A 24,412-nucleotide genomic window follows, 5' to 3' on the forward strand; every position below is an offset into this window, starting at 1 on the left:
TTATGTGCTGAATATTTGTTTTAAAATTCTGTCCGTTATCAAGTACGTTGGCTTAACGCCTGTAGCTCCCAGTCCACCAGAAGCCAAAGTGCTCCCCGTTTCCAATGGGTTATCCGAGGCGTAATACGCGTAGCGAACCTTTACATCTTTTTTGATGCTTTTTCTGATTTTAGAAGCCGATTGAATCGCTTTTTGGTAATGTACCCCTTCCATTTCCAACCCGATTACATTCCAGGTCGATTCATGAAAAAACCGAAGAATATCTTTATTCTGAAGTGATGTTCCCAAAACCGTAACCATTGTACCTTCCAAAACTTTCAATCCATTGCCTTCAAAATCTGAAGCATTTAATTCATTTTTAAAAGGATAATTGTCCGCAGTACCTTCAAAAATATGCGCGGAGGGAATCATTAAATCCCCTTTACCACCTTCCAAAATACCTGCTTTGCCCATAATGGATATAGAATCTACGTTCAGGAACTTTTTTTCGCCTTCTTCCGAGAGTGGCTTCAAAAGTTCGTCTATCGTTTCAAATGCTTGCTCTCCAAAAGCATAATCCATCACAAATATAACGGGTTTTTCTTCGTTGGAAATTGTATCGGACAAATCATAACAACATGCGTTGTTACCAAACTTGGCAGTATCAAATAGCTGGACATCTATATTGGCTCCAGATTTGTCATCTATAAACAACATACCGTTCTTTTCCCCCCAATCTTTCACTTTTTTTGAAAATTCCTTGTTCTTGGTAGAGCTTAAGGCTTCATAAATATCCAAAGATTCAGAGTCAGGAAAATCCTTGGCAAGAGCTTTTTTGGCAAACAAGGAGTTCATAACGCTATGCATGTTCGCACTTATAATATGGAGTGGCCTGTGCAGTAAATTATGCTTGCTAAGTGTTTGCTTTATTGTTTCTGCCCAGCGCTCCCCATGAATATGGTGTCCCAGGCGTTCACGCAGTATAGGGCTAAAAGTAATGGTACGCTTGTTACCCGTAGTCACTTCTTCAATGGCCAGTTTTCCCAACCAATAAATAAAGTTTAGAAAGCGATCAGGATTATCTTTCGTGCTGAGTTTGTTCTCAATCTCGACCACATCTTCAAACGTTCTTCCCAATATATTGGCCGTATGTATAAAAGCTACTTCTCGTTCTGCATCATCCTTCTCTTCGTTCTGGACAAATTCTGCCAATTTCGTCCAGTCCCTTATGGTATCATTGCCTTCTTCGACCAAGACACGTTTGCATATTTTACCTGATTCGATAAACAGAAAGGTAAGGTGGGTAAGTATATCGTAAATATCGCTTCTACCACGGGTAATCTCAATGTTCATCTGCTCATCATCGATACGATAGCAGTTTCTTCTCCGTTTTGGTGGTACTATTGCCTTTAGATGCGACTTAGAAAACCCTTCGTCCGAAGTCAAGTTAATGAACCTACACTCCTCAATGCCTTCTGGCAAACGTTCCAATACATATATAAGCCCGTTGAGCTCTGCTTTATCTTCGGCCACCGAGCCGTAGATTTCTGGTCTTAATAGGAGCAAGGCATTACGCAATGCGTTCCCCGAAACACCCGAAGGCTTATAAAATCCACGGTTGAGCAAGTGCCGCATGGTAATGTATAACCGTTCAATTGCGTTGGTAGACTCTTGGGCCCTGGTTGTTTGTTTTACTTTGTTTGCCATAATTAACTTCTTGACAAAAATACACGAATTCAAACGAAAGAAAACAGTTTGTCCAAAGTCTAAATCTGAAACTTGGCGAGACCATCAGCAACTTTTCGGTCATTGGAAAGCCGCTGTACCTTATTTTGTCCGCCCAGCTTGCCAATAGACTTCATATAGTCTTGAAAACCACCTAATTTTATTTGAGTGATTTTTAAAGGCTGAAGTATATTCCCTTCGATCAAATCCAAATAATAACTATTCTGTTGCAGCATACTTTGTTCTATGCATTCTGAAAATTTGGAAATTTCCGATGGAGGTCTTTCAAATTCTATAAACCACTCATGGTAGGGTAGTTCACCATCTTCAGGAGAAGTTTGCGGGGCAACGGTAAACTCGTTTACCAAGGCATCTGTATTTGAAACCGCTATTTTTAAAGCCTCTTCCACTTCTTTTGCTATAACATGTTCTCCAAATGCCGATATAAAATGTTTTATCCTTCCAGAAACAATAATTTTGTAAGGCTTCAACGAAATAAACTGAATGGTATCTCCAATGTTATAGGCCCAGAGCCCAGCATCCGTGGAAATAATGAGCACATAATCCACCTTCAATTCCACATCGGCTATGGTCAAACGTTTTACATCCTCATCAAAGAATTCGTCCGCTTTAATAAATTCATAAAATATTCCCGAATTGAGCAACAGTAGCATTCCCAATTCTTTTTGGGAATCTTGGTAGGCAAAAAAACCTTCACTCGCAGGAAATAGCTCAATACTATCCACCTTGCGTCCAATCAAATTCTCAAACTTGGCCCTATACGGTTCATAGTTTACACCTCCATATATAAAAAGTTGGAAATTTCTAAAAAGTTCACCAACCTTTTTTCCTGATTTTGTGTTGAGCTTTTCAAAATACATTTGAACCCATGAAGGAATTCCCGCAATTACGGTCATATTCTCATTTTCAGTCTCTTCCACTACCTTTTCCACTTTGGTCTCCCAATCTTCGATACAATTGGTTTCCCAACTTGGCAGTCTGTTTTTCTGAAGATAATTAGGAACGTAGTGCGCGGAAATACCCGAAAGGCGGCCTAATTTAATCCCTCCTTTTTCTTCCAGAATAGGACTCCCTTGAAGAAAAATCATCTTGCCATTAACAAAATCGGCATTGCCCGTTTCATGGATGTAATTTAAAATTGCGTTACGAGATGCCTCAACTTGGTGCTTTATGGATTCTTTGGTAATTGGAATATACTTTGCTCCAGAAGTTGTACCTGATGTTTTTGCAAAATATATAGGCTTTTCTGGCCAAAGAACATCATCCTGTCCCGCAATTATGTTTTCAACATATCCCTTTAATGCTTCGTAATCTCTAACTGGTACTTTTTTCGCAAAATCAGCAAAGGTTTTAATAGCCGAAAAGTCATGGTCTTTACCAAATTGCGTTTCTTTTGCTTTGGTAATAAGGTGCTCAAAAACTTTTTGTTGTGTCCTTATGGGATTATCTGCCCATTTCGTTGTTTTTCTAACAATGTTCTTGGCGAAAAGTTTTGCGGCAAACGCTTTTAATGACATTTATTTAAAATCAAAATAATTCAAAGGGTCTACTGGTTTTCCAGCTTTCCATAATTCAAAATGAAGGTGTGGGCCTGTGGTCAATTTGCCTGTATTACCAATTGATGCAATAACTTCTCCTGCACGCACCAAATCCCCTTGCGACTTGGTCAAAGAGCCATTGTGCTTATAAACAGAGGTAAGATTATCTTGATGCTTTACAATGATAACATAACCTGTTTCTGTAGTCCATTCGGAAAACAAAACGGTGCCATTAGCTATTGATTTTACTGGGGAATCTTTAGGTGCGACCACATCAACGGCAAAGTGCTTGTTCTTTGGGTCGAATTTTTGTGAGACCGTTCCATTAATGGGAGAAAACAACAAGGTCTCCACATTTTCGATATTTCTTTCAAAAAGATTGTATTTATCTTCTAATTCAACCTCTTCGCGCAAGAGCAAGTCTTCTCTTATGGGGGTTAAGTCTATAGTGGATGGATCTAGTTTAAATTTTTCAAACAGTGAATCACGATTCGTTTCATTATTTTCAATATCTCCTCGCAATACTAGACGAACGTTATCTAAATACCTATTGGTATAATTCAAAACAGTGACCAATGAATCCGTTTTATAGGTAAGTTCCGTGGCCTGTCTTTTCAATCTTGTAGAAGAGTACCCCGGTATGTATTCTCTAAGCGGTGTAAATGCAATGAAGAGTGTGGTAAGCCCTATCAATACAATAATAAAAAGAGTTCCTGTGACAAAAACGTTCAATCTGCTTAGTTTAAAAGATATCTTTTCTTCAAAAGTATTCTCGTTGAGTATGACCAAGCGATACTTGTGCAATAACTTGCGTTTTATCTCTTTTCTCTTTCTCTTGTCCTTTCCCATAATGAACAAAGATAACTTTAGATTTTAATTTTGGTGTTAAGCTTTTTACAATGAACTAACCTTGAGTCGTTCTTTTCTATATGAATTTCGCATTTTATACTATAATTTCACCTTTTTTTACTTTTCTTGCCTTTGCTATGTCTATAAATAATGGGTTAAATACACAACAAAGGTTTTCTATGAAGGCCATAAACAATCTTAGACACTAATTTTCGTTAATACCTAGAGCCTTAAGGTTCTTTTTAGTAATTTTACCTTTCACTTTAAAAGTATTGATACTATGATTGCTCAAACTATTTATCTTGGTATGCTTGGCCCATGGCAAATTGTACTTATCGTACTGGTAGTTCTTTTGCTTTTTGGAGGAAAAAAGATTCCCGAACTTATGAGAGGTTTGGGCAGTGGTATAAAAGAGTTTAAAGACGCATCAAAAGAAGAGGAGAAATTGGAGGGCGGCAAAGAGTCCGAATCTTAATTCCCGCACCACAAGTAATCCCTTTCCAATTCCAGTGTCTTGTGTCTTGTGTCTACAGGCATTACTGCGTATAACCTTATTTATACTGCCTACACGCTACAAATACACCCTTTCACAACAAAAAGTTATTTTAGGTACGTCGTTGTTCTATTTTAGCGTTTGAAACTTACGTTAAATGCAGATTGCCCCGTTTAAAACTGGTTTTTCTTACGAGGCACTGTTCAGATGGAGTATTATGAAATATCTGATATCAACCTTATCTCTTTTGCTTGTAACAGGATTACAGGCGCAATCTATTTCCTTTTTGCAGTTCGATGACGAAGAGGCTTCAAATGATGCATTTGTTGAATCTTCCAGAACAAAACTTATTCAACAACTAGATAACGTTGAAGACAAAAAATTAGCACGATTTATACGTAAAAAAGGAGCTTCGGAAAGGTTGATCAAAAAAGCGGATGCGCTTTTTGAAAAAATGTGGTATGCCGAAGCTGCTAAAATTTATGATATTGTTCTAGAAAAAAGTAATGAAGTACATACCTTCAAGTTGCTTTCTAAAGCAGGTGATTCCCATTATTACAGTGGCAACTTGGAAAAATCCTATAAGTGGTACCATGAACTTTACGAATCCTATACTGATCGCATAACCGAAGAAACATTTTTTAAATATGCACATGCCCTTAAGGGTACTGGCCGTTATAGAAGGGCCGCTAAACTCACCAAGGAGTTCAAGGAAAAAAGAGAAATGACCGAGAAAGAGTTCGAAAAAGAAATTAAGGCTTTAAACGGAAGAGCCTTGGTCGATATAAAAAATGTGTCGATAAATTCTGAATATTCCGATTTCTCTCCAATGTTCTACAATGGTAACGAGGTCATCTTTACATCGGCCAAAGATTCTTCTTTCCTGACCACAAGAAATTATAAATGGAACAATCAACCTTTTCTTGACCTGTACACGGCCAAGAAAAATGAAGCTGATGGAGATTTAATGAACGCCAAAAAGTTTTCTAAAAATATCAATACAAAATATCACGAGGCTTCTACCTCTTTTTCACCTGACCACAAAACTATCTATTTCACCAGAAATAATTATGGAAAAAAACTAAAGCGTGGAAAGAATGGCATCAATCACCTTAAAATTTATCAATCTAGTTTTATCGATAATATATGGACCAAGGCTAAAAGTGTCTCTTTTAACAGTGAAAACTATTCCAACGGACATCCAGCTATAAGCCCAGACGGAAAAAGAATGTATTTTGTGTCGGACAGGCCAGGTGGTTATGGGCTTACAGATGTTTATGTAGTAGATATTCTGGAAGATGGTACGTTCTCAGAACCAAAAAATCTAGGTCGAAACATCAATACCGATAAAAAGGAAATGTTTCCTTTTATTACGGAAAACGCACTTTATTTCTCATCCGATAGAGTCATGGGCGTTGGTGGACTGGACGTGTACAAAGCAGACTATGCTAACGATGTTTTTGGAACGGCCACGAATTTGGGCACGCCAATTAATAGTACACGGGACGACTTCTCTTATATCATTAATGAAGAAACTCAACAGGGCTACTTCGCTTCCAACAGAGAAGGTGGTAAAGGAGATGACGACATTTACTCCTTTAAAAACATAGTCAATCTAAATGCTATTTCTGGGGTTATTAAAGATGTAGAGACTGGAGAAGCCCTTTCAGAAGCGACCGTTACCTTAATTGATAGAGATAATGTCTGGGTAGCCGAAACCACGACAGCACTCGATGGCTCTTTTGTATTTGAAAACCTTGACCCGCTTTCTAAATACACTATAAACACAGTTAAAAAAGAGTATGAAGAACAAAGCACATTAGTTTCCACAAGGGACAATGAAGGTGTTACTGTAACACAATCCTTAAAACCAATGGAAATCTTAATTGCTAAGGAAAATGATGTGCTTGTAGAGGAGAAGGGTGTACTTAAATTTGAAACCGAGACCATCTATTTTGATTTTGATAGGTTTACGATTAAAAAACAAGCTGCCTCGGAATTGGATAAGCTTGTCGAGGTCATGAAGGAAAATCCAAGCATGGTCATCAAGATTGAATCCCATACCGATGCTATAGGAAATCGCAGCTACAACAAATACCTCTCTGACAAACGTGCCAAATCTACTAAAGCCTATATTGTATCTCAAGGGATAGATACTTCCAGAATAGAAAGCGCAATAGGATATGGAGAAGAAAAACTATTGAACGGCTGTGAGGATGGAACACCATGTGCCGCCGCCGAACATAGAAAAAACAGACGCTCAGAGTTTATTATTGTAGAAATGTAGGTTCGTTGTTCAAAATTGCTTTTTTACACCGGTATCCTTCATCTTGTAATTGAAAACTTTGTGCCCAGAGCTATTCGCTTCATGCCGAACCTTTCTATCAGTAATAGAACACAAACGTTCAAAACCTTCACCTTTTACCTATCCACAAAAAACTTTGCCCCTCATACTTCAAATCACCCGCCGTCGGTCATCCGTCAAAAAAACTTCCCACTTCGTATTTCGTAACTCGTACTTCGAATCATGTAAAACCCCTCAACCAATAACTAATTCCCTTATCCTAACCCCTAAAACCTCCATTCGTCAACTCAAAAGGGGCATTCGTCAATTTAAGGTATTTATAAACCTGAAGTCTTCTTTACTTTAGCCTCATACATTACCAATTTTTTCATGTGATTGCTTAATATGACGAACCCTTGGCTCCTTGGCCGGGGGTTTGTTTTTTATATAATAAGCTTAAAAAGCAGCAAAACGGATTTTATATCGACATATTGTAAATCAACAGTTGTATTTTATCGATAAAACCCTGTGGTTCGTGGGTTTTTCAATAAAGCCGTCGGCTTTCATCACAATTTTTTTGCCTTTCATCTTATAGTTTTCTCACCACACAATGAAAACTTAATCTTTGCCCTGTCTTTAAATCTTAAATGCATACATATGAAAAATTTACTACTTGTTAAAGAGATATATCTAGAAGGTTTCCGTAACCTTGGACATATTCTAATAAAAAAATATTTTAAGGTATTTGCATGGTTCAGTTTTGTCATGTTCTTTATCGTACTTTATGCTTTTGTCTACCGGATTGCAACAGGATTCGCTTTTGACTAGGAAACAATTAGCAGCAACAAAAAGCCCGGTTCATTTACGAACCGGGCTTTTTGTTTTATCAGAAATAGTTGTTGACTCTAGGATCCTTGATCAAATTCCACAGTTTTTAAAATGGCCTCCAATTCAAACATATAATCACGTTTTTCTGCGGAGGGAGCAAATGTAAATCCTTCTAAAACAAGCTTTCTATTGTTTTGCTTATCATTGATAATATAGGTCAAAAAAGGCCCTGCCATTGGATATCCGTTGATTTCCCAAATTCCTCTAACTTCTGCTGCTTTCTTGCCTCCAATTTCTACCGGAGCAATATAGGGAGCAAAGGCTTTTTCGGTCATCATATAGGTTTTCTTTCCTGGCACATCTGGTCCGGGAATATACTTTCTACCAATGGAATCCCTCATTTTGACGATATCATCAACAAAAGTGGAGTCGTTGTCAAAAGCATTCCATGGCATTTCATATGCAATGATATTCATATATCCTTTGGGAATCTGTATGTCCATCCATATGAAGTTTTTTTCACGCTTCCCTACTTTATATAAAGAGGGTACTTTTAAAACTATATTGAATTCCTTGTTAAGCGCGTCATCCTTGCTCAAAGAGCGCATAAACCTGTTTTGAGCTTCTGAAATTTCCACTCCTTTAAAGGCTTCTATAGCCTTATCCGCCAAAGCATCAATATTCCCCGCAAGGTCATTATAGGTTTCACCTTTGACCACTGCTATTCTTTGGGGTTTAGCGTATACATCGGACTTTATATGAGCGAGTGACAGTGTATCCTGTTCTACATATAGTACCGATCTGGAATATGCGGTCGCTCCTTTAAAAACTTGAGTTGGAATATGGGTTATGGTAAACTTGGGTTCTCCCTGCGGCAACCCTAGTACAGGTGCGGCAAAATGCTCCCTAATCTTGTCACCGACACCGCCTTTCCATAGTTCAGTGTCCATTACGACCATAAGGGAATTAATCCCCCCTGTAGAGGGTGGAAGAAATCGCTCCTTTGGTCCCGTATCTTTACATGATAATAGCATCACCATACAAATGGTGAACAATAGTGGTCCTGATTTTTTCATCTTGTGTTAAATTTACGAAGAACAATCGCACAATTTTAGTTTTGTGCCTGGTTTTAGATTGTTACCACTAAGACCGTTCCATTCTCGTAAATTATCAATAGAAATACCTGGATATTTTCTTGAAATAGTCCAGAGTGAATCGCCTTCCTTTACAGTATGTACTTTTGAACCATCTGCTAGCGTTACTGAAGATGTTGATTTTGACGTTTTGGTTTTGGCCGTTACTTGTTTGGCAACGTATGGTTTTCTAGGGAAAATAGTAAGCCGTTGCCCTACCCTTAAATTATTGCTCCGTAAACCGTTCCATCTTTTTATCTGACTCACACCAACACCATACCGCTCTGCAATTTTTCCTAAGTAATCCCCACTTCTAACCTTATACCTAACCTGATTTTTTGCTACGGTCAATTGTGGAAGGGGTTTCTCCAGAGAATCCAGTTCTTTTTTCGCATAGGCATAGATAGCATCTTCATTGCTCACAAATTTTCCGATTTTGGTCACTGGCAATCGAAGCGTGTACGTCTTACCTTCTATTTTTGGGATGATATTAAGCTTATACGCAGGATTCAGCATTTCCAGCTCTTCCGTACTGATATCCACTAATTTTGAAATTTGGTCAAAAGTGATAAAATTTTTTACATGTACGGTGTCCGTTTCAAAATAAGGTCTATCTGCTTTTTTGTATTGGAGTCCATGTTCTTCGGCATATTCGAAAATATACATCGTTGCCAAAAACGCCGGCAAATATCCTGCTGTTTCACGTGGAAGATTTCTACGGATATTCCAATAATTTTTATAGCCGCCAGAACGCCTGATTGCCTTGTTTACATTACCTGGGCCAGAGTTATATGCGGCAAGGGCCAAATCCCAATCGTTAAAAATGTTATGTAGTTTTGACAAATATTTACTGGCCGCCTTGGTAGCTAAGATGGGGTCGTTTCGCTCATCCACGTAACTGCTAACATCCAAATTGTACATTTTTCCTGTACTGTACATAAACTGCCAAAGGCCCTTGGCACCAACCCGTGACTTGGCGCGTGGGTTTAACGCTGATTCTATTATCGCCAAATATTTTATTTCCAGTGGAATATTATGGTTGTCCAGTTCTTGTTCAAAAAGTGGGAAATAAAACTGGCTGGCCGTTAGCATCCGCTGCATTAAATCCTTTTTCCTTGTCAAGAATGATTTTATGACACTTTCCAACGATGGGTTGTAGGCAATATTAAAAGGTGTTTTCTCATCGATTCTGGCCAATCGTGCTTTTAAAGTATCTGTTGGTAAATCCAACAACGTAGTCTCTTCGTTATTTGGGTTTTGAACCTCCAAGAGCATTTCACTGAACAATTGTGCGCTATTGTGCAACTCCTTTAGCCACAAACTGTCGTATCTTCTGGCTTCTTCTAAATCTTGCAATTTAAATCCTTCTTCCCCTTTTAATTCAACTAAGCCCTTCTCACCATCGATTGTATTTTCCGTTGCTTTTAGTTGTAAGGGCACTATCTCCTTTGCAGAAACAGAATCGCTCTGAGCATTCGTTATTTTTAATGTTGTATTGCCCGTTTGTTTTACTCCAATGGAATCTTGTACTTGTGCTACGAGCAATTGTATTGAAAGAAGAAGAGCTACTATTGTAACCGTTTTTAAGTTTTGATTCATTTTGGAAAACGCTTTTTTTATTTTTGGGGCAAACGAAAATGGCGTTTTTTTCTGAAATAATAAAGCTTTCAGTTCAAAACATACCACTCTTAGGATTTCTCCTATTAAATCATAACGTGCTAATTAGTCCAATATTGCAGCTATGCCAGGGAGTGTTCTTCCTTCTAAACTTTCTAACATTGCTCCTCCTCCGGTAGAGACATAACTTACCTTATCTTCAAAACCAAATTGTTTAACAGCAGCAACGGAATCTCCTCCTCCCACAAGTGAGAAAGCACCATTTTGGGTCGCTTCATCAATAAAGTTGCCAACTGAGATAGTTCCCTTTGCAAAGCTTTCCATTTCAAAAACGCCAACTGGGCCGTTCCAAAGTATAGTCTTGGAGTTTAAGATTGCCTGCTTAAAGATTTCCAAGGTTTCTGGCCCTGCATCCAAGCCTTGCCATCCATCAGGAATCTCATCTACCTTCACAAACTGAGTCTTTGCTGCATTATCAAATGCATCCGCTGCCAGAACATCTACAGGCAAATGAATTTTAACTCCTTTTTCTTCCGCTTGTTTTAAAATGTCCATAGCCAGGTCCATCTTATCGTCTTCGCAAATGGAATCCCCTATTTGACCACCCTGCGCTTTTATGAACGTATAGGTCATTCCTCCACCGATAATCAGATTATCGACCTTGTCCAAAATGTTCTCAATAATCGTAATCTTGGATGAAACTTTTGCACCTCCTAAAATAGCGGTTACAGGTTTTTCACCTGTCTGCATGACCTTTTCTATGGCCTTTATTTCTTTTGCCAAAAGATATCCAAAGCATTTGTTCCCATCAAAATAATTGGCAACCACAGTGGTGGAGGCGTGAGCTCTATGCGCTGTTCCAAAGGCATCGTTTACATAAATATCACCATGTTTGGAAAGTTTCTCGGAAAAAGCGGCATCTCCAGAGGTTTCTTCAGCATAAAAACGAAGGTTTTCCAACAATAATACCTCTCCATCCTCTAATTCTGATACGGCTTTTGTAGCGGCATCCCCAATACAATCATCCACAAACTTTACTTGAACTCCAATAATTTCCGATACCTTCTCACAAATATGGGATAATGACATGTCTGGATTCACTTGGCCTTTTGGTCTTCCCAAATGACTCATTAAAACAGCAGATCCCCCGTCTTCCAAAACTTTTAAAATGCTAGGTTTTGCTGCTTCGATCCTGCTGGTATCGGTTACATTGAAATCATCGTTTAAAGGCACATTAAAGTCTACACGGATCAATGCTTTTTTTCCTTTAAAGTTATAATCGTCTATGGTCTTCATGTATATCTATTTTAGGTACGTTCAAAAGTAAAGATTTCCTTCTTTTTGTAGGGGCAACACTTGTCATATTTTTAAGGTTTAATTTCCCAAAGCTTACCCCATCCTTTTTATTGGGATTGAAGGACACGAATTACACAAATTTGCACGAATTATTTAGTGATTTGGTGCTTGGAGTTTTAATGTCTTATGGGTTTGCTCTGAGGATATCCACTTAAAAACACAGCTCAACTTTTCAGAACCTAAAAAATGTATCTTTGAAACATGCTTTTTAAAGATGTTTTAGGGCTTGGACATATCAAAAACCATCTTGCCGCTACTGCCAATTCCGGTAGGGTTGCCCATGCGCAGTTATTTATTGGTCCTGAAGGGTCTGGCACATTACCAATGGCCATTGCCTACGCCCAGTATTTACTTTGCAACAACCAAAACGCGGAAAACAATGGGGAAAACCTTGTCTGCAATACCAAATGCAATACGCTAAGCCATCCTGATCTGCATTTTGCTTTCCCGGTTTCCAATTCGGATAAAGTGAAGTCACATGCGGTGAGCGATCATTATCTGCAAGATTGGCGGCAGTTTGTAAAAGAACAACCCTATGGCAATCTCTTTGATTGGTACAGATTGATTGGAATCGAAAAAAAACAAGGGCAGATTGGGGTTGATGAAGCCCAGGATATTGTAAAAAAGCTTTCTTTAAAATCATATGAAGGAGGTTATAAGGTATTGCTTATTTGGATGGCGGAAAAAATGAATATTTCGGCTTCCAACAAACTTTTAAAACTTATTGAAGAGCCCCCAAATAAAACTGTTTTGCTCTTAATTGCGGAAGAAGAGGAACAAATCATAAACACGATTAAATCGCGTTGTCAAATTCTACATTTCCCGCCCTTGGGGGAAGATGCCATAACCCAAGGATTAATAGAGCGTGGGGGCGCCGAAAATGAAGCACGTTCCATCGCCCAAGAAGCTAATGGCAACTTTAACAAAGCGTTGGACCTACTTAACAAAGATTCTGAAGATTTGGTATTTGAGCGCTGGTTTGTGCAATGGGTCCGTAGTGCATTTAAGGCCAAAGGCAATAAAGGCGCCATACAAGAATTGATTCTATGGAGTGATGAAGTCGCCAAAACGGGAAGAGAAGTACAAAAACAATTCTTAAGTTATTGCCTAACAATGATGCGCCAAGCGCTCTTACTAAATTACAAGGTGGACAGCTTGGTATACGCCAAAATACATTTAGAAGGTTTTGACCTATGCAAGTTCGCCCCATTTGTACACGAAAACAATATTCAGAATATTGTAAAAGAACTTGAAAAAGCAATTTTTCACATAGAACGCAATGGCAACTCTAAAATTATTTTTACTGATCTCTCTATAAAACTTACACGACTGCTTCATACCAAAGCGGCTTAAAAACTACCCTATTATGGACAACATTTTTAGTTACCCTGTACAAATTCTTCTTTTCGTTTTTTTAGCGATTACGTTTTTACAGAGCGGTATCGATAAAATTATGGATTGGAAAGGAAATTTGTCATGGCTCACAGGTCATTTTTCCAAGACTTTTTTAAAGAACTCTGTTCCGTTGCTTTTGGGCATTATTTTGTTGTTGGAGTTGGTTTCTGGTGTTTTATCAGTAGTAGGAGTCGTCCAATTTATTACTTCTGGTGAGAGTGTTCCTGGTTTTTATGGTTCAATTCTTTCGGCGATAACCCTTTTAATGTTATTGTTTGGGCAGCGTGTTGCAAAAGATTATGAGGGAGCTAAGACCATCGTCATTTACTTTGTACCTACCATGTTTCTGGTTTATTTATTGCATCAGTAAGTTACCTTGGGAAAATCTATCATTTCACATTATTATTTTTAGGGAAGGTTTGTTTTTACATTCTTTATTCGGGAATTCAGTCATCAAAAAATGCAAGATTATATCTCCTTTGCCGAAAAGAACGGGGTTACACTAGACAGTGAGGGTTCCTGTCAATTTTGTGGGGCGAAGACCGCTAAGGGTGTACATGAGTGCGTCGAGATTTTCAATCTTGGATTTTCAATGATAGATTATTCTAAAAAAGAAAATCATTTTTACCGTTTTCTGGCTGTTGATGCCCACACGCTTCAGCATTCAGAGATTCATGGACGATGGAACAATCATTTTCATTTGACCAGACAACATTTAATTTTTGAATATGGCGTTTTCTGGGATTACAATCTTTCCGCATTGCTTAGCGACTGCCTAAAAGTTTATAAAACCAAAAACCCTAATGAAGTCCTGATTGCCCCTTCGTTACTGCAAAGAGGAAAAAGTACCGTACTTGATGTTAAAAACAATACTGTGGATGAAATATCGTGCAAAAAAAGCATTAAAACCTGGGGAAGGGATGTCTATCAAGTATGGAATGCATATCATCAAATTGTAGATGTAATCGCTAAGAGGTTTATGGATAAAAACAAAAACCTCCATAAAAATGGAGGTTTTATACAGGATGAGCATTAATTAGATACTCCTACTTTTTGTACTTGTCGTTCAAGATTTTCAATACTGCTTCCGTTAGGTTTTGGGCATCTTCTCCATACAATACCGCTCCTCCATCGCCACCACCTAGAATATAAGTATAGCCATTAGCTTTACCATAAGCTTTGATTTCGTCCTTTACTTTGCCTACCAAAGAATCCATTTCCGTTTGGCTGCTCTGTTGTAGTAATTGTTCTTCTTGTTGCAATTGTTGGCCCACGAACTGTCCCTTTTGTTGTAGGACGCCATATTCTTCCTGTGCATTTTTTTGGGACATTTTTTGTGCTTTAGCCTGAAATGCTTGAAGCTCTATTTGAAATGCTTGTGAAATACTATCTCTTTTCTTGGTCAAAGCATCTACTTTAGTTTTGAACTTTGCCTCAACATCTATTTTTTCTTGATAGCCGTCCATGAGCTTTACATTGTCAACGTAACCTATTTTGTTTTGTTGACACGCAACAGCGGTTAGAGCAATCACAAATACTATAATTTTTTTCATTTTTATTTTTTTAATGATGCGCAAAAATAGAAAAGCTTTTTGAATGACTGTTATCTTATTTTTATGAATCTATGTTGCTGTCCTTTAAAGTATAAGAGATTTCTATTTTAAAGCTATAATCCCATCAGAGTTTCTTATTCTTAGTGGCCTTCAGAAACATGCCTTAGAAAGCATTTCCTTTATTCGAAACGGTATTGCAAGACTGGACTAAAGAATGGCGCTCAAAAGCTTTGAAAACAACTAATCCTTCTTTTTTATGATGTAAATTAGAGAAGAATGCTCTTTTGAAAAAAAAGCACTGATATTCGACCACAATCCAATGAAAAAAGCACTGATCAAATAAAACGGATTGCCCTTGTACTTTTCGGAAAGTAGTGAAACATAAAAAGAATCGAACAACATTGGTTTTATGGAAACAACCTCCATGTTCTCTTTTTCAAAAAGCCTTTGGATAGATAGTCTTGAAAAGTGCCATAAATGCCGAGGCACATCAAAAGCTGCCCAATGGGTTCTATAATATTTTGCGTCGAACGATTTATAATTTGGAACCGCAATGAACAGCTTTCCATTAGGTTCAAGTAGTTTTGCTATTTGTTTTATTTGTTCTTGCAGATTTGGCAAGTGTTCCAACACATGCCACATGGTGATCACTTGAAATTTATGTTCTTTTACATCTGCCAAATCTTGATGAAGTGTGATTCCCTTCTGCTCTGCATTTGTTCTCGCTTTTTCATTTGGCTCGATTCCCGCTGCCTTAAATCCTTTTGAAATCGCACTCTTTAAAAAATCACCCGTTCCAGCTCCAATATCAAGCAGCGAACTTCTTTTATCTATCTGATTATCAATTATTTGAATCTTTTTTTTGAGGCTATAGCCCTTAATCCACTGGTACAATCTATCGACCAAGGATATTTTAGCGTCTGTATGTGAAATATAGACCTCGCTATCGTAGTATTTAGCTAAATTCTCAGGTTGGGGATGTGTAATGAGCATGTCAAATTCTTCATCTCGACGTAGCTCAAAGGATTCTCCAGAAACAGAAAAGTCTTTAGTTTTTAAAAACAACTTCATTGTAGTTGACCGTATTCAAGTACTCTTTTTTCAGTTGTCCAAGATACGGCAAAACCTTGGTTCTAGATTCGGAATCTTCATGAAGGCAATCCTTTTCTTTATTGTTAAAAACTTCAATGGCAATGTACCAATTTCCAATTCTTGATGCATGTGCATCTTCCAAAAATGGGTCCATATCGGTTGTCTGACTTAAAACACCATCAATAAACAAAGGGATAAGATTAATTGTTTTTGTTGGAATTTCCACTTCATAAAAAGAGAAATAGTATTTTTCATTTTCAAGCTCAAATGGAACTTCCACATCTACATAATAATCTTGAAGCTGAAATTTAGTATTGACGTAATTATAGAACTCATCTTCATTCTTAGGGTCTTCAAAAATAAACATGGTCTTTTTGGGCAAACCCTTTTTGAATCGTTTGCCTTTTGTTACTTTGTGGTCTTTGATATTTGGAGCAATTCTAATTGGAATGCATGAGGTCAAAACAATAACGGAAAGTAACAGGACTATTATTTTCTTCATTGGCATTGGATTGATGAAATAAAACCATCAAAAATCAAGCCATTGGTTGTTGCCAATTATTTCATCGTACCAGTCTGTTCCAGTTTCTTCCGTTTAAATATTCATTTTTTAAAATATTAAGGTGCGTTACTATACTTTCCCTTGATGGATATGTTTCCTTTAAACAGTCATTCTCGATGGAACTAAAAACTTCGATGGCGATATAATGTTTAAACTCCTCTGGTTCTTCTTCTAGTTCTTCACCAGCTATAATTCCTAAAACAGTACCAAAAGTATCCACTGTTCTATCTAGCATTTCTACCTCGTAAAACGACAAAAAGTAGTTTCTCCCATCAAGATTAAAAGGCACTTCTACATCTACATAATAGTTTTCTAAATTAAATTTTGTGTTGATATAGTTATAAAACTCATTTGCGTCTTTTGGGTCTTCGAACACAAATAAGTTCTTTTCGGGAAGGCCTTCTTTTAATTGTGCTCCTTTGGTAATTTGATAATCATCTATTGTTGGGGCCGTTTGGAAAGGAGTACAGGAACATACTACTAAAATCAATAGAAATGGTACGGTTATTTTATACATCGTTAAGGTTGTTTTTGATAAGAAGATGGAATCAAAAACTAAACCAAACCAAAATTTAAGGCAAAGAGAATAGATTTTGTTCCACGTGGAACAAAATCTATTCTCTGATTTTTACTTCAACATTAAGCATTATACCAAGTCGTTTGGCTTTATCAGAAATCGTTTGAAACGAATTTGATTTAAAAACAGTTAAGTGTCCGCTTTCATTGAACAATCGGATAATATAGCTCTTGTTTTCCGTAGTTTTTCCAAGAGCAGCGATAGGGCCCCATTCAGCATTTTTTTTAAATAGCGCAGGGAAAACACTTATATAATCTGGAGAAAAAGAAAATTCTTTATGCTTGAAAAGTGATATTCCAAATAATTTGAAATGTTTGAAAATCTTAAAATCATCATCAAGTCGATATGAAGTTGAATATGCCAATAGCACTGTTCCAATAATTGCCATTATTAGTATTTGATCCAACTTGGCAGCTCCTTCATAAATCAAAAACAATGTCAAGGCTAGCGTGAAAACCCCTAAAATAATAACCGTGCTCGGTTTCTGCTGTTTAAAAGAAATTGATTGCTTCATCTTCCCAAAAACACTAACAACACACTAACGTCTGAGGGAGAAACCCCGCTTATTCTTGAAGCTTGTGAAATAGTGACCGGTCTTATGGCTTCGAGCTTTTCCCTGGCCTCATAAGACAATGACTTTAGCTTTGAGTAATCAAAATTATCTGGGATTTTTACATTTTCAAGACGGTGCAGTTTGTCCGCATTATTCTTTTCTTTGGCTATATATCCAGAATATTTGACTTGAATCTCTGCTTGCTCCAGTACTTCGGAATTAAATTCGTGTTCGTTAACAAACGATGAGACAGATTCTAGCTGAAGCATATGCTCCATAGTCACTTTTGGTCTGGAAAAAACTTTAAAAAGCTTATCGGATTGGCGTACTGGTGAAGAAGAAACAGATTCCAAAATAGGGTTGATCTCTTCTGGGGTAAAGCTCGTTTTTCTAAAAAAATGTACAAAGCTGTTGGACTTATGATGCTTGTCCTCCATTTTTTTTAAACGTTCTTTACTGGCCAAGCCTATATCAAAGCTTTTTGGTGTCAGCCTTAAATCGGCATTGTCTTGTCTTAGCAGCGTTCTATACTCAGCCCTTGAAGTAAACATTCGGTACGGTTCTTCTGTACCCTTGGTAATCAAATCGTCGACCAAGACACCTATATATGCTTCATCTCTTTTTAGGATAAAAGGTTCTCTCTCGTTGATTTTTAGATGCGCATTTATTCCCGCCATCAACCCTTGAGAGGCAGCCTCTTCATATCCCGTAGTACCATTTATCTGGCCTGCAAAATATAAATTGTTTAAGAGTTTAGTTTCTAGTGTATGTTTTAGTTGTGTAGGTGGAAAGTAGTCGTATTCTATAGCATAACCAGGTCTAAAAAACTTAACCTTTTCAAAACCCTTTACAGATTTTAATGCGTTGTACTGAATATCTTCCGGAAGTGAAGTTGAGAATCCATTTACATAAACTTCCACAGTATGCCATCCTTCTGGTTCCACAAATATTTGATGGGAGTCCTTATCTGAGAAACGGTTTATTTTATCCTCTATTGAAGGACAATATCGCGGCCCTATACTTTTAATCCGACCGTTGAACATTGGAGAACGGTCAAAGCCTTCACGCAACAAATCATGAACCAAAGCACTTGTATGGGTCATGTGACAATCGCGCTGTGTTTTTAGAATGTCCGTATTCAAATAAGAAAACTTCTCTGGATTTTCATCCCCTGGTTGGGGAATCATTTTATCATAATCCAAAGAACGACCATCAACTCGTGGTGGCGTTCCAGTTTTCATTCTTCCACTATCAAAACCAAAATCCACTAACTGCTCTGTGATTCCCGTCGCTGCCTTTTCACCGGCCCTGCCTCCTCCAAACTGTTTTTCACCTATATGAATGAGTCCGTTTAAAAAAGTTCCGTTCGTTAAAACAACCGCTTTGGCCCTAATGTCAATTCCCAAAGATGTTCTTACGCCAACAATGGTATCACCTTCAACCAACAAACCGGAAACCATTTCCTGATAAAAATCTACATTTGGCGTATTCTCCAAAGCCAACCTCCACTCTTCCGCGAAGCGCATTCTGTCGTTCTGAGCACGCGGACTCCACATGGCAGGACCTTTGGATTTATTCAGCATCTTAAACTGGATTGCCGATTTATCAGTAACAATGCCGCTATAACCTCCAAGTGCATCGATTTCACGCACTATCTGCCCTTTGGCGATTCCGCCCATAGCTGGGTTGCATGACATCTGTCCAATATTTTGAAGGTTCATGGTGACCAACAACGTTTTGGAGCCCATATTTGCGGACGCTGCTGCGGCTTCTGCTCCTGCATGACCGCCGCCAACAACTATTACATCATAATCTTTCTCAAACATAACTAAGGTTCCACGTGGAACATTTTTATCTTTTCCTCTTCCTTTAACCTCATCTGCAGTTTCCCGTTTTCAGACTTGTCACCATAGCCAACCAAGTGCAAAATACCGTGACACATTACTCTTAATAATTCGACATTAAAATCGACTCCATACAAACCCGCATTATCAGCAACCCTCTCCGTAGAGATAAAAATATCGCCAGAAATACATTTGCCTTCTGAATAATCAAAAGTGATAATATCTGTAAGTGTGTTGTGTTGTAAATATTCCCTGTTGATTTCTAAAAGATAATCATCGTCACAAAAGATGTAATCAATATCCCCTAAACTATAATGCTCACTTTGAATTACTCTAGTTATCCAATCGGAATATTTCTCTTTATCTTCTAAAATTAAATCCGACTTAAAATGGAAGTCAATCATTATTGAAATACCTCTTTACCTTCTCTTCGTAATTTTGGCGCAAAGGTAATGCTTGTCTATTTAATATTTCAATGTCGTTCTGATAATCCTTTAGCAGTTCAGGTTTTGTAATGATAGGATTGGTAAAGTTCCTTTTGACCCTGCTACTCTCGCGCTCGTTCTTCTTTCCTTGTTTTAAGGTCGCGTTCTTTAGCTTCAATAATTCATGCTGAATTGTATTCACTTTGTTCTGGGTTCGTTGGGTAATTCCATTTTCCAACAGATCATTCTCAAAATCCTCCATTTGTTGAATCAACTTTCTCGCTAGATTTTTATCCGAATTATTGATTAAGTCCTCTAGCTGCTTTTCCAATTGTTGTCGCAAAAATTGCTGCTCCTTATAGATTTCATAAATTTCGCTTAGGCCCATTTCGTCTGTCCCGTTAGAGCCGCCTGTTCCATTTTTACCTTCTTTACCTTCTGCCTTGCCTTCACCTTCCCCGTTTCCATCTTTGCCTTGACCCTCTGCTTGCCCCTGTTTCCCTTTTCCTTTTCCTTCTTGTTCTCCTTCGCCATCTTCACCTTTTCCATTTTCTCCATCTTGCTGCTCTCCCTGCTCACCTTGTTGACCCTTTCCACTCTGCTTGCCAGAATTTCCCATCTTTTCTTGAATACTCTCTTGCCCCTCAATAATATCAGGCAACTGAAAATCGGAACCCTGTCCGTTTCCCTGACCTGATTGCATGCTTTGCTGCATATTGTCCAAAATATTCGCTAGAAAGTCCGCTAACTTATTCGTAGCATTGATAACATATTGTTGGTATGAAGCACTTTGATATACTTGACTCTCCGCTATACTCTCCAAGGATTTATCAATATTATAGTACACTTCCGTAATCTGTTCGTTCACAAATTCAGATAGCTCGGCCCTCCGTAGCGACAATGCAAAAAGACTGTCATCTACGTGTTCGAACAATCGTCTTAATTCCTTTTGGTCCCTTACCGATTTTGAAAACTGCGAAACATCCAAGTTAGCGTTCTCTGTTCCTTCAAATAGCTTTTCCTGTTTAAAGGAAAATGTAATCAAATTGTCCAGAATCTGACGTAACATTTCCGCATCTTCGGTTATTGAAGAACCTCCGCCTCCCATACTGCTCTGCTGTAAAGATTTGCTCATTTCCTTCATTTTCTGAGAAGCTGATTTCTGTTTTTGAGATGCTTTTTGTTTTGAATTAGAATTTTTCGAATCTGATTGCTCGGAATTCTCTCCCTCATTGTTATTTAGCTCCTCCAAAGCATCCTTCTGATCTTTCTTTATAGCATCTTGTTCCTTTTTTGACACACCAACTTGCATCGGCTTTTTTAAATCATCATTGTCATTTTTTAACTCATCCAACTCATCCGAAAGCTTATTGAATTCTTCATTCAATTTTTCCTGATTATCGTTTGCTTTTCCGTCTGTTTCGGACAATTGCTCCTGCTCTTTGGAAAGCTCATCCAACTCTCTTGATAATTGAGCCATTTTTTCCGTAACATAATACCGTTTAGTGAGCTCAAGAATCTGCTCTAGGTTACGAGCACCTTTACTTTGGCTTTTGCCCAACTCGTCAAGCTTCTTTTTAAGCTCCTCTTTGTTTATCTTATCTGCAAGCTTGTTTAATTCCTCAAGCAGCTTCTCATTTTTCTTCGCCTCTTGTTCTTGACGTTCCAACCGCTCCTGAAGCATTTTCTTCATCTCGCTGTTTTCATCATCCTTGCTCAAGCTCTCGTTAAGTTGTTTACTGAATTTTTCCATCAGCATTTCCTGTTCTTCCTGCTTTTGTAAAAAATCCTTTATCTGGTTCTTATCCTCAAAATTCAGGTTCTTTTCTTCTTTCTGTTTGGTATTGATTTTGGACAATGTTTCTTGCTGCTTCCTATAGTTGTCCAAAGTCTCTCCCATCCTGTCCATCACAGTATTCTGAAACTCTAACTCCTTGCTTTTCAGTTCATTATCATTCAATAATGTAGCGTCAAACACTTGACTTTTAATTACTTTTCCTCCTCTAATTCCGTCATTATCAACAATTTCGAAAAATAGTTTATAGTTCTTCCCTTCCTGCAAATCCAATCCCGAAGGAAAGGTGTAATAGAACTGATGAACGTTTGTATTGGGCGATTCAAGCAACACCCGTTGCACATTTTCTTGGTCATCTGACGAATAACATACGACCCTTATTTGGTTAAGGCCATAATCATCCGCGGCCTGTCCCGTGAAAAAGGATTGATTGGGATTAATAGAATCTAAAATCTGTTCTACTTTAACAGTGGGACTTTGGTCCTTGATTACGTCCAGGGTATAGGCCAACTTCTCAAAATCCCGCACATGCGCATTTGATGTCTTGAGTTCGTAAGCCAGATTTTTATAGATATTGTTCTTGTATGTAAAGCTATTTCCCTCCTTTCGAAAAAGCTGAACCGTATCCAAAGTAACCATGGATATATTCGCTACGTTATCTCCTTCTATTTGCCAAGATATTTTTGTCCCTTCGGGAACAACGGCGTTTCCTGTTCCTGTAATTTCTTCATTTTTCCTTCCCAGATAATTCGGGAAATCAAGCTTCATTTTAAAATCTACCAAAACTGGGGTCTTATAGCTTTTAATGGTATAGCTTTTCGAATCCCACCCATTGGCGGTTAAATAAAAACTGCTTTCTTCCACGGGTGCTTCAAATGTCTGCGTATATATTCCTTGTGATCGCTTTAAAAGTAATTCCTCTCCATTCACGACCATATATACATTCTCTGGCTTAACATCGCCTACAACCGAAACGGTAACGACTAAAGGTTCGTTGTCCAAAACCTCCAGCTTATCGTTCAATACTTGAAACTTAAATGGAGCTGGTTGCTCAAACGCCAAATCATAATTGACTATTCTTTTATGGGAATTGAAAAACGAAGCAATATTGCCCGACAACCAAATAAAGCCAAGGAGCAACAAGGGAATAACTACATATTTTGCGTATTTATAGCTTTCCTTAAAATTGATAGCTTCAGTGAAGGGAACCACGCCAAGACTTTCAGCTTTCTGCTCAATACTTGCAAGCAATAGTTCTGACGCTGTCTGGTTTTCCGATAGTTCCAATAAATTATAAAGCTTATCATCTACTTGTGGAAAATGTTTGCCGATAAGACGGGAAGCTTCCTTGTTGGAAATTCCATTTTTAATTTGGAACAAGTAGAACAATGGCATCAAAATAAACCGATACAACAAGAACAACTCCACTAGAACAAATACCGAGAACAGGGCAAGCCGCCATTCCTGACTGAGCCATAATACATATTCCAAGGACAGAATCGCCATCCAAAAAAGCAGGCCTAGCGTTACAAAAAGGAGTCCTCCTTTGATCAATTGCTTGGTATAATACTTCTTTATAAAACGATTTAGCTTCTCGAGTATCTTATGATAACTGTTCAAAATCCGTTATATTTATTACCAAGATACCTGATACCAAGGGATTGCGCTGAAAATTTTTTGTTAAAACCGTTCATATGAAAGATTTTAAATACCTAGCCGCTATGACGATTCCGCTTTCTGCCGTCATCAGTATTTATTTTAAAGGGTATTGGAGTTTCTTCACGCCTTTCTATGCTTTTGCTATTATTCCGTTTTTGGAAGTGTTGCTTCCACAAGACTCCACCAACTTATCCGAAGAGGAGCGTTTTGAAAAGAAAAAGAGCAAGTTCTTCGATTGGCTGCTCTATTTGAACATTCCCATCGTTTTTGGTTTTCTGAGCTATACCCTTTGGGGCCTTTCCACAACGACCTACGCACTATATGAAATTATAGGATTAGTGTTTTCCGTGGGAATCGTCTTTGGTGTCAATGGTATTAATGTGGCACATGAACTCGGTCACAGACAGGCAAGCTTTGAGCGTTATTTGGGAAAGCTTTTACTGTTGCCATCCTTCTATATGCACTTTTATATTGAACACAATTTTGGACACCATGCCAATGCGGCCACAAAGGAAGATCCTGCTACGGCTAAATACAATCAAAGCCTCTATTCCTTTTGGTTCAGTTCTACGATTCGCCAGTATTTTAGTGCATGGAAGCTTCAATCTAAATTGCTTAAAAATGAAAAGCGGTCTTTTTTTAGTTTGAAAAATGACATGCTTTGGTATACGCTATTTCAAATCGCCTATTTAGGGCTTGTTCTCTATCTGTTCGATTTGAATGGATTGTTCTTTGCTCTGGCAACTGGAATCGTTGGATTTCTGCTATTGGAAACCGTAAACTATATTGAGCACTATGGTTTGATCAGAAAGAAACTACCATCTGGAAGGTACGAACGTGTTCGCGAAAGCCATTCTTGGAATAGCAACCATGTCATTGGAAGAATTGTGCTTTACGAACTCACAAGGCACAGCGACCACCATTACAAATCATCCAAAAAATACCAGTTGTTGGATTATCATGATATCTCGCCCCAAATGCCTTATGGCTACCCCACTTCCATGGTGTTGTCATTTTTGCCTCCTTTGTGGTTCAGCATTATGAACCCTAGGATTCCAACCGAAATGAAAAAGACGTATTCCTAAACTCTTTTTTACCGTTTTAATGCACCGTATCTTTGCGGCTCAATTTAAT

21 protein-coding genes are annotated in these 24,412 nt (G+C 38.0%); 7 read left to right on the forward strand and 14 right to left on the reverse strand.

Going from position 1 to position 24,412, the window contains the following annotated elements; all coding sequences use genetic code 11:
• Genes KIM67_RS02540 through KIM67_RS02550 form a run of 3 tightly spaced genes read right to left on the reverse strand, consistent with a single transcriptional unit; the run spans window position 1 to window position 4,112 of the window.
• Window positions 1-1,686: a hypothetical protein gene (locus KIM67_RS02540; RefSeq protein ID WP_213829796.1), complete on the reverse strand. Its 1,686-nt coding sequence runs from the start codon at window positions 1,684-1,686 to the stop codon at window positions 1-3.
• Window positions 1,687-1,745: 59 nt separating this feature from the next.
• Window positions 1,746-3,242, reverse strand: a complete 1,497-nt coding sequence (locus tag KIM67_RS02545) for a GH3 auxin-responsive promoter family protein (RefSeq protein ID WP_213829797.1) — start codon at window positions 3,240-3,242, stop codon at window positions 1,746-1,748.
• Entirely contained in the window at window positions 3,243-4,112 is an 870-nt protein-coding gene (locus tag KIM67_RS02550; RefSeq protein ID WP_213829798.1) for a M23 family metallopeptidase, read from the reverse strand.
• A gap of 280 nt (window positions 4,113-4,392) precedes the next feature.
• Here KIM67_RS02550 and tatA point away from each other — a divergent pair, with 280 nt between their 5' ends.
• The 3 genes from tatA to KIM67_RS02565 all read left to right on the forward strand — a co-directional run bounded on the left by tatA (window position 4,393) and on the right by KIM67_RS02565 (window position 7,717).
• A complete protein-coding gene (gene tatA / locus KIM67_RS02555; protein WP_163417133.1) occupies window positions 4,393-4,587 on the forward strand; it encodes a twin-arginine translocase TatA/TatE family subunit in 195 nt (64 codons plus the stop codon).
• Between the two features lie 175 nt (window positions 4,588-4,762).
• On the forward strand, window positions 4,763-6,892 hold the full coding sequence (locus KIM67_RS02560; RefSeq protein WP_250149121.1) for an OmpA family protein: 2,130 nt from the start codon (window positions 4,763-4,765) through the stop codon (window positions 6,890-6,892).
• A 654-nt stretch (window positions 6,893-7,546) separates the two neighbouring features.
• On the forward strand, window positions 7,547-7,717 hold the full coding sequence (locus KIM67_RS02565; protein WP_163417134.1) for a DUF6747 family protein: 171 nt from the start codon (window positions 7,547-7,549) through the stop codon (window positions 7,715-7,717).
• 77 nt (window positions 7,718-7,794) lie between these two features.
• Here KIM67_RS02565 and KIM67_RS02570 read toward each other — a convergent pair whose 3' ends face one another.
• The 3 genes from KIM67_RS02570 to pgk form a co-directional block, all read right to left on the reverse strand.
• The gene (locus KIM67_RS02570) at window positions 7,795-8,793 is read right to left on the reverse strand and encodes a DUF4837 family protein (protein ID WP_213829799.1); all 999 of its coding nucleotides are present in this window, start codon (window positions 8,791-8,793) and stop codon (window positions 7,795-7,797) included.
• Between the two features lie 12 nt (window positions 8,794-8,805).
• Window positions 8,806-10,449 carry a lytic transglycosylase domain-containing protein gene (locus KIM67_RS02575; RefSeq protein WP_213829800.1) on the reverse strand — a complete coding sequence of 548 codons (1,644 nt, stop codon included), beginning with the start codon at window positions 10,447-10,449 and terminating at the stop codon, window positions 8,806-8,808.
• Window positions 10,450-10,572: 123 nt separating this feature from the next.
• Window positions 10,573-11,763: a phosphoglycerate kinase gene (pgk, locus tag KIM67_RS02580; RefSeq protein WP_213829801.1), complete on the reverse strand. Its 1,191-nt coding sequence runs from the start codon at window positions 11,761-11,763 to the stop codon at window positions 10,573-10,575.
• A 261-nt stretch (window positions 11,764-12,024) separates the two neighbouring features.
• On the opposite strand from pgk, the gene KIM67_RS02585 reads away from it, so the two are divergent.
• From KIM67_RS02585 to KIM67_RS02595, 3 genes are all read left to right on the forward strand, one after another.
• Complete coding sequence (locus tag KIM67_RS02585; protein ID WP_213829802.1) at window positions 12,025-13,176, forward strand: DNA polymerase III subunit delta'; 1,152 nt, start codon at window positions 12,025-12,027, stop codon at window positions 13,174-13,176.
• Window positions 13,177-13,189: 13 nt separating this feature from the next.
• Window positions 13,190-13,588: a DoxX family protein gene (locus KIM67_RS02590; protein WP_213829803.1), complete on the forward strand. Its 399-nt coding sequence runs from the start codon at window positions 13,190-13,192 to the stop codon at window positions 13,586-13,588.
• A gap of 90 nt (window positions 13,589-13,678) precedes the next feature.
• Window positions 13,679-14,254, forward strand: coding sequence for a DUF5946 family protein (locus tag KIM67_RS02595; RefSeq protein ID WP_213829804.1), 576 nt, complete (start codon window positions 13,679-13,681; stop codon window positions 14,252-14,254).
• A gap of 10 nt (window positions 14,255-14,264) precedes the next feature.
• On the opposite strand, the gene KIM67_RS02600 is transcribed toward KIM67_RS02595, so the two are convergent.
• The 8 genes from KIM67_RS02600 to KIM67_RS02635 form a co-directional block, all read right to left on the reverse strand.
• Window positions 14,265-14,771: an OmpH family outer membrane protein gene (locus tag KIM67_RS02600; RefSeq protein ID WP_213829805.1), complete on the reverse strand. Its 507-nt coding sequence runs from the start codon at window positions 14,769-14,771 to the stop codon at window positions 14,265-14,267.
• Between the two features lie 240 nt (window positions 14,772-15,011).
• A complete protein-coding gene (locus tag KIM67_RS02605) occupies window positions 15,012-15,842 on the reverse strand; it encodes a class I SAM-dependent methyltransferase (RefSeq protein WP_213829806.1) in 831 nt (276 codons plus the stop codon).
• Entirely contained in the window at window positions 15,820-16,365 is a 546-nt protein-coding gene (locus tag KIM67_RS02610) for a hypothetical protein (RefSeq protein WP_213829807.1), read from the reverse strand. The genes KIM67_RS02605 and KIM67_RS02610 overlap by 23 nt, the downstream gene beginning before the upstream one ends.
• A gap of 61 nt (window positions 16,366-16,426) precedes the next feature.
• Window positions 16,427-16,942 carry a hypothetical protein gene (locus KIM67_RS02615; protein ID WP_213829808.1) on the reverse strand — a complete coding sequence of 172 codons (516 nt, stop codon included), beginning with the start codon at window positions 16,940-16,942 and terminating at the stop codon, window positions 16,427-16,429.
• A gap of 97 nt (window positions 16,943-17,039) precedes the next feature.
• Window positions 17,040-17,516 carry a hypothetical protein gene (locus KIM67_RS02620; RefSeq protein WP_213829809.1) on the reverse strand — a complete coding sequence of 159 codons (477 nt, stop codon included), beginning with the start codon at window positions 17,514-17,516 and terminating at the stop codon, window positions 17,040-17,042.
• The gene (gene mnmG, locus KIM67_RS02625; RefSeq protein ID WP_213829810.1) at window positions 17,513-19,381 is read right to left on the reverse strand and encodes a tRNA uridine-5-carboxymethylaminomethyl(34) synthesis enzyme MnmG; all 1,869 of its coding nucleotides are present in this window, start codon (window positions 19,379-19,381) and stop codon (window positions 17,513-17,515) included. Before mnmG ends, KIM67_RS02620 begins: the two co-directional genes overlap by 4 nt.
• Before the next feature lie 2 nt (window positions 19,382-19,383).
• Window positions 19,384-19,803 (reverse strand): rRNA maturation RNase YbeY, encoded by a 420-nt coding sequence (gene ybeY, locus KIM67_RS02630; protein WP_213829811.1) that lies wholly within the window; start codon window positions 19,801-19,803, stop codon window positions 19,384-19,386.
• Complete coding sequence (locus KIM67_RS02635; protein ID WP_213829812.1) at window positions 19,796-23,239, reverse strand: DUF4175 family protein; 3,444 nt, start codon at window positions 23,237-23,239, stop codon at window positions 19,796-19,798. The genes ybeY and KIM67_RS02635 overlap by 8 nt, the downstream gene beginning before the upstream one ends.
• 74 nt (window positions 23,240-23,313) lie before the next feature.
• Between KIM67_RS02635 and KIM67_RS02640 the strand changes: the two genes are divergently transcribed.
• Window positions 23,314-24,363: an alkane 1-monooxygenase gene (locus KIM67_RS02640; protein WP_213829813.1), complete on the forward strand. Its 1,050-nt coding sequence runs from the start codon at window positions 23,314-23,316 to the stop codon at window positions 24,361-24,363.
• The last annotated feature ends 49 nt before the right edge of the window (window positions 24,364-24,412 follow it).

The sequence above is a fragment of the Flagellimonas sp. 389 genome (assembly GCF_018449435.1).
Classification (GTDB): domain Bacteria; phylum Bacteroidota; class Bacteroidia; order Flavobacteriales; family Flavobacteriaceae; genus Flagellimonas.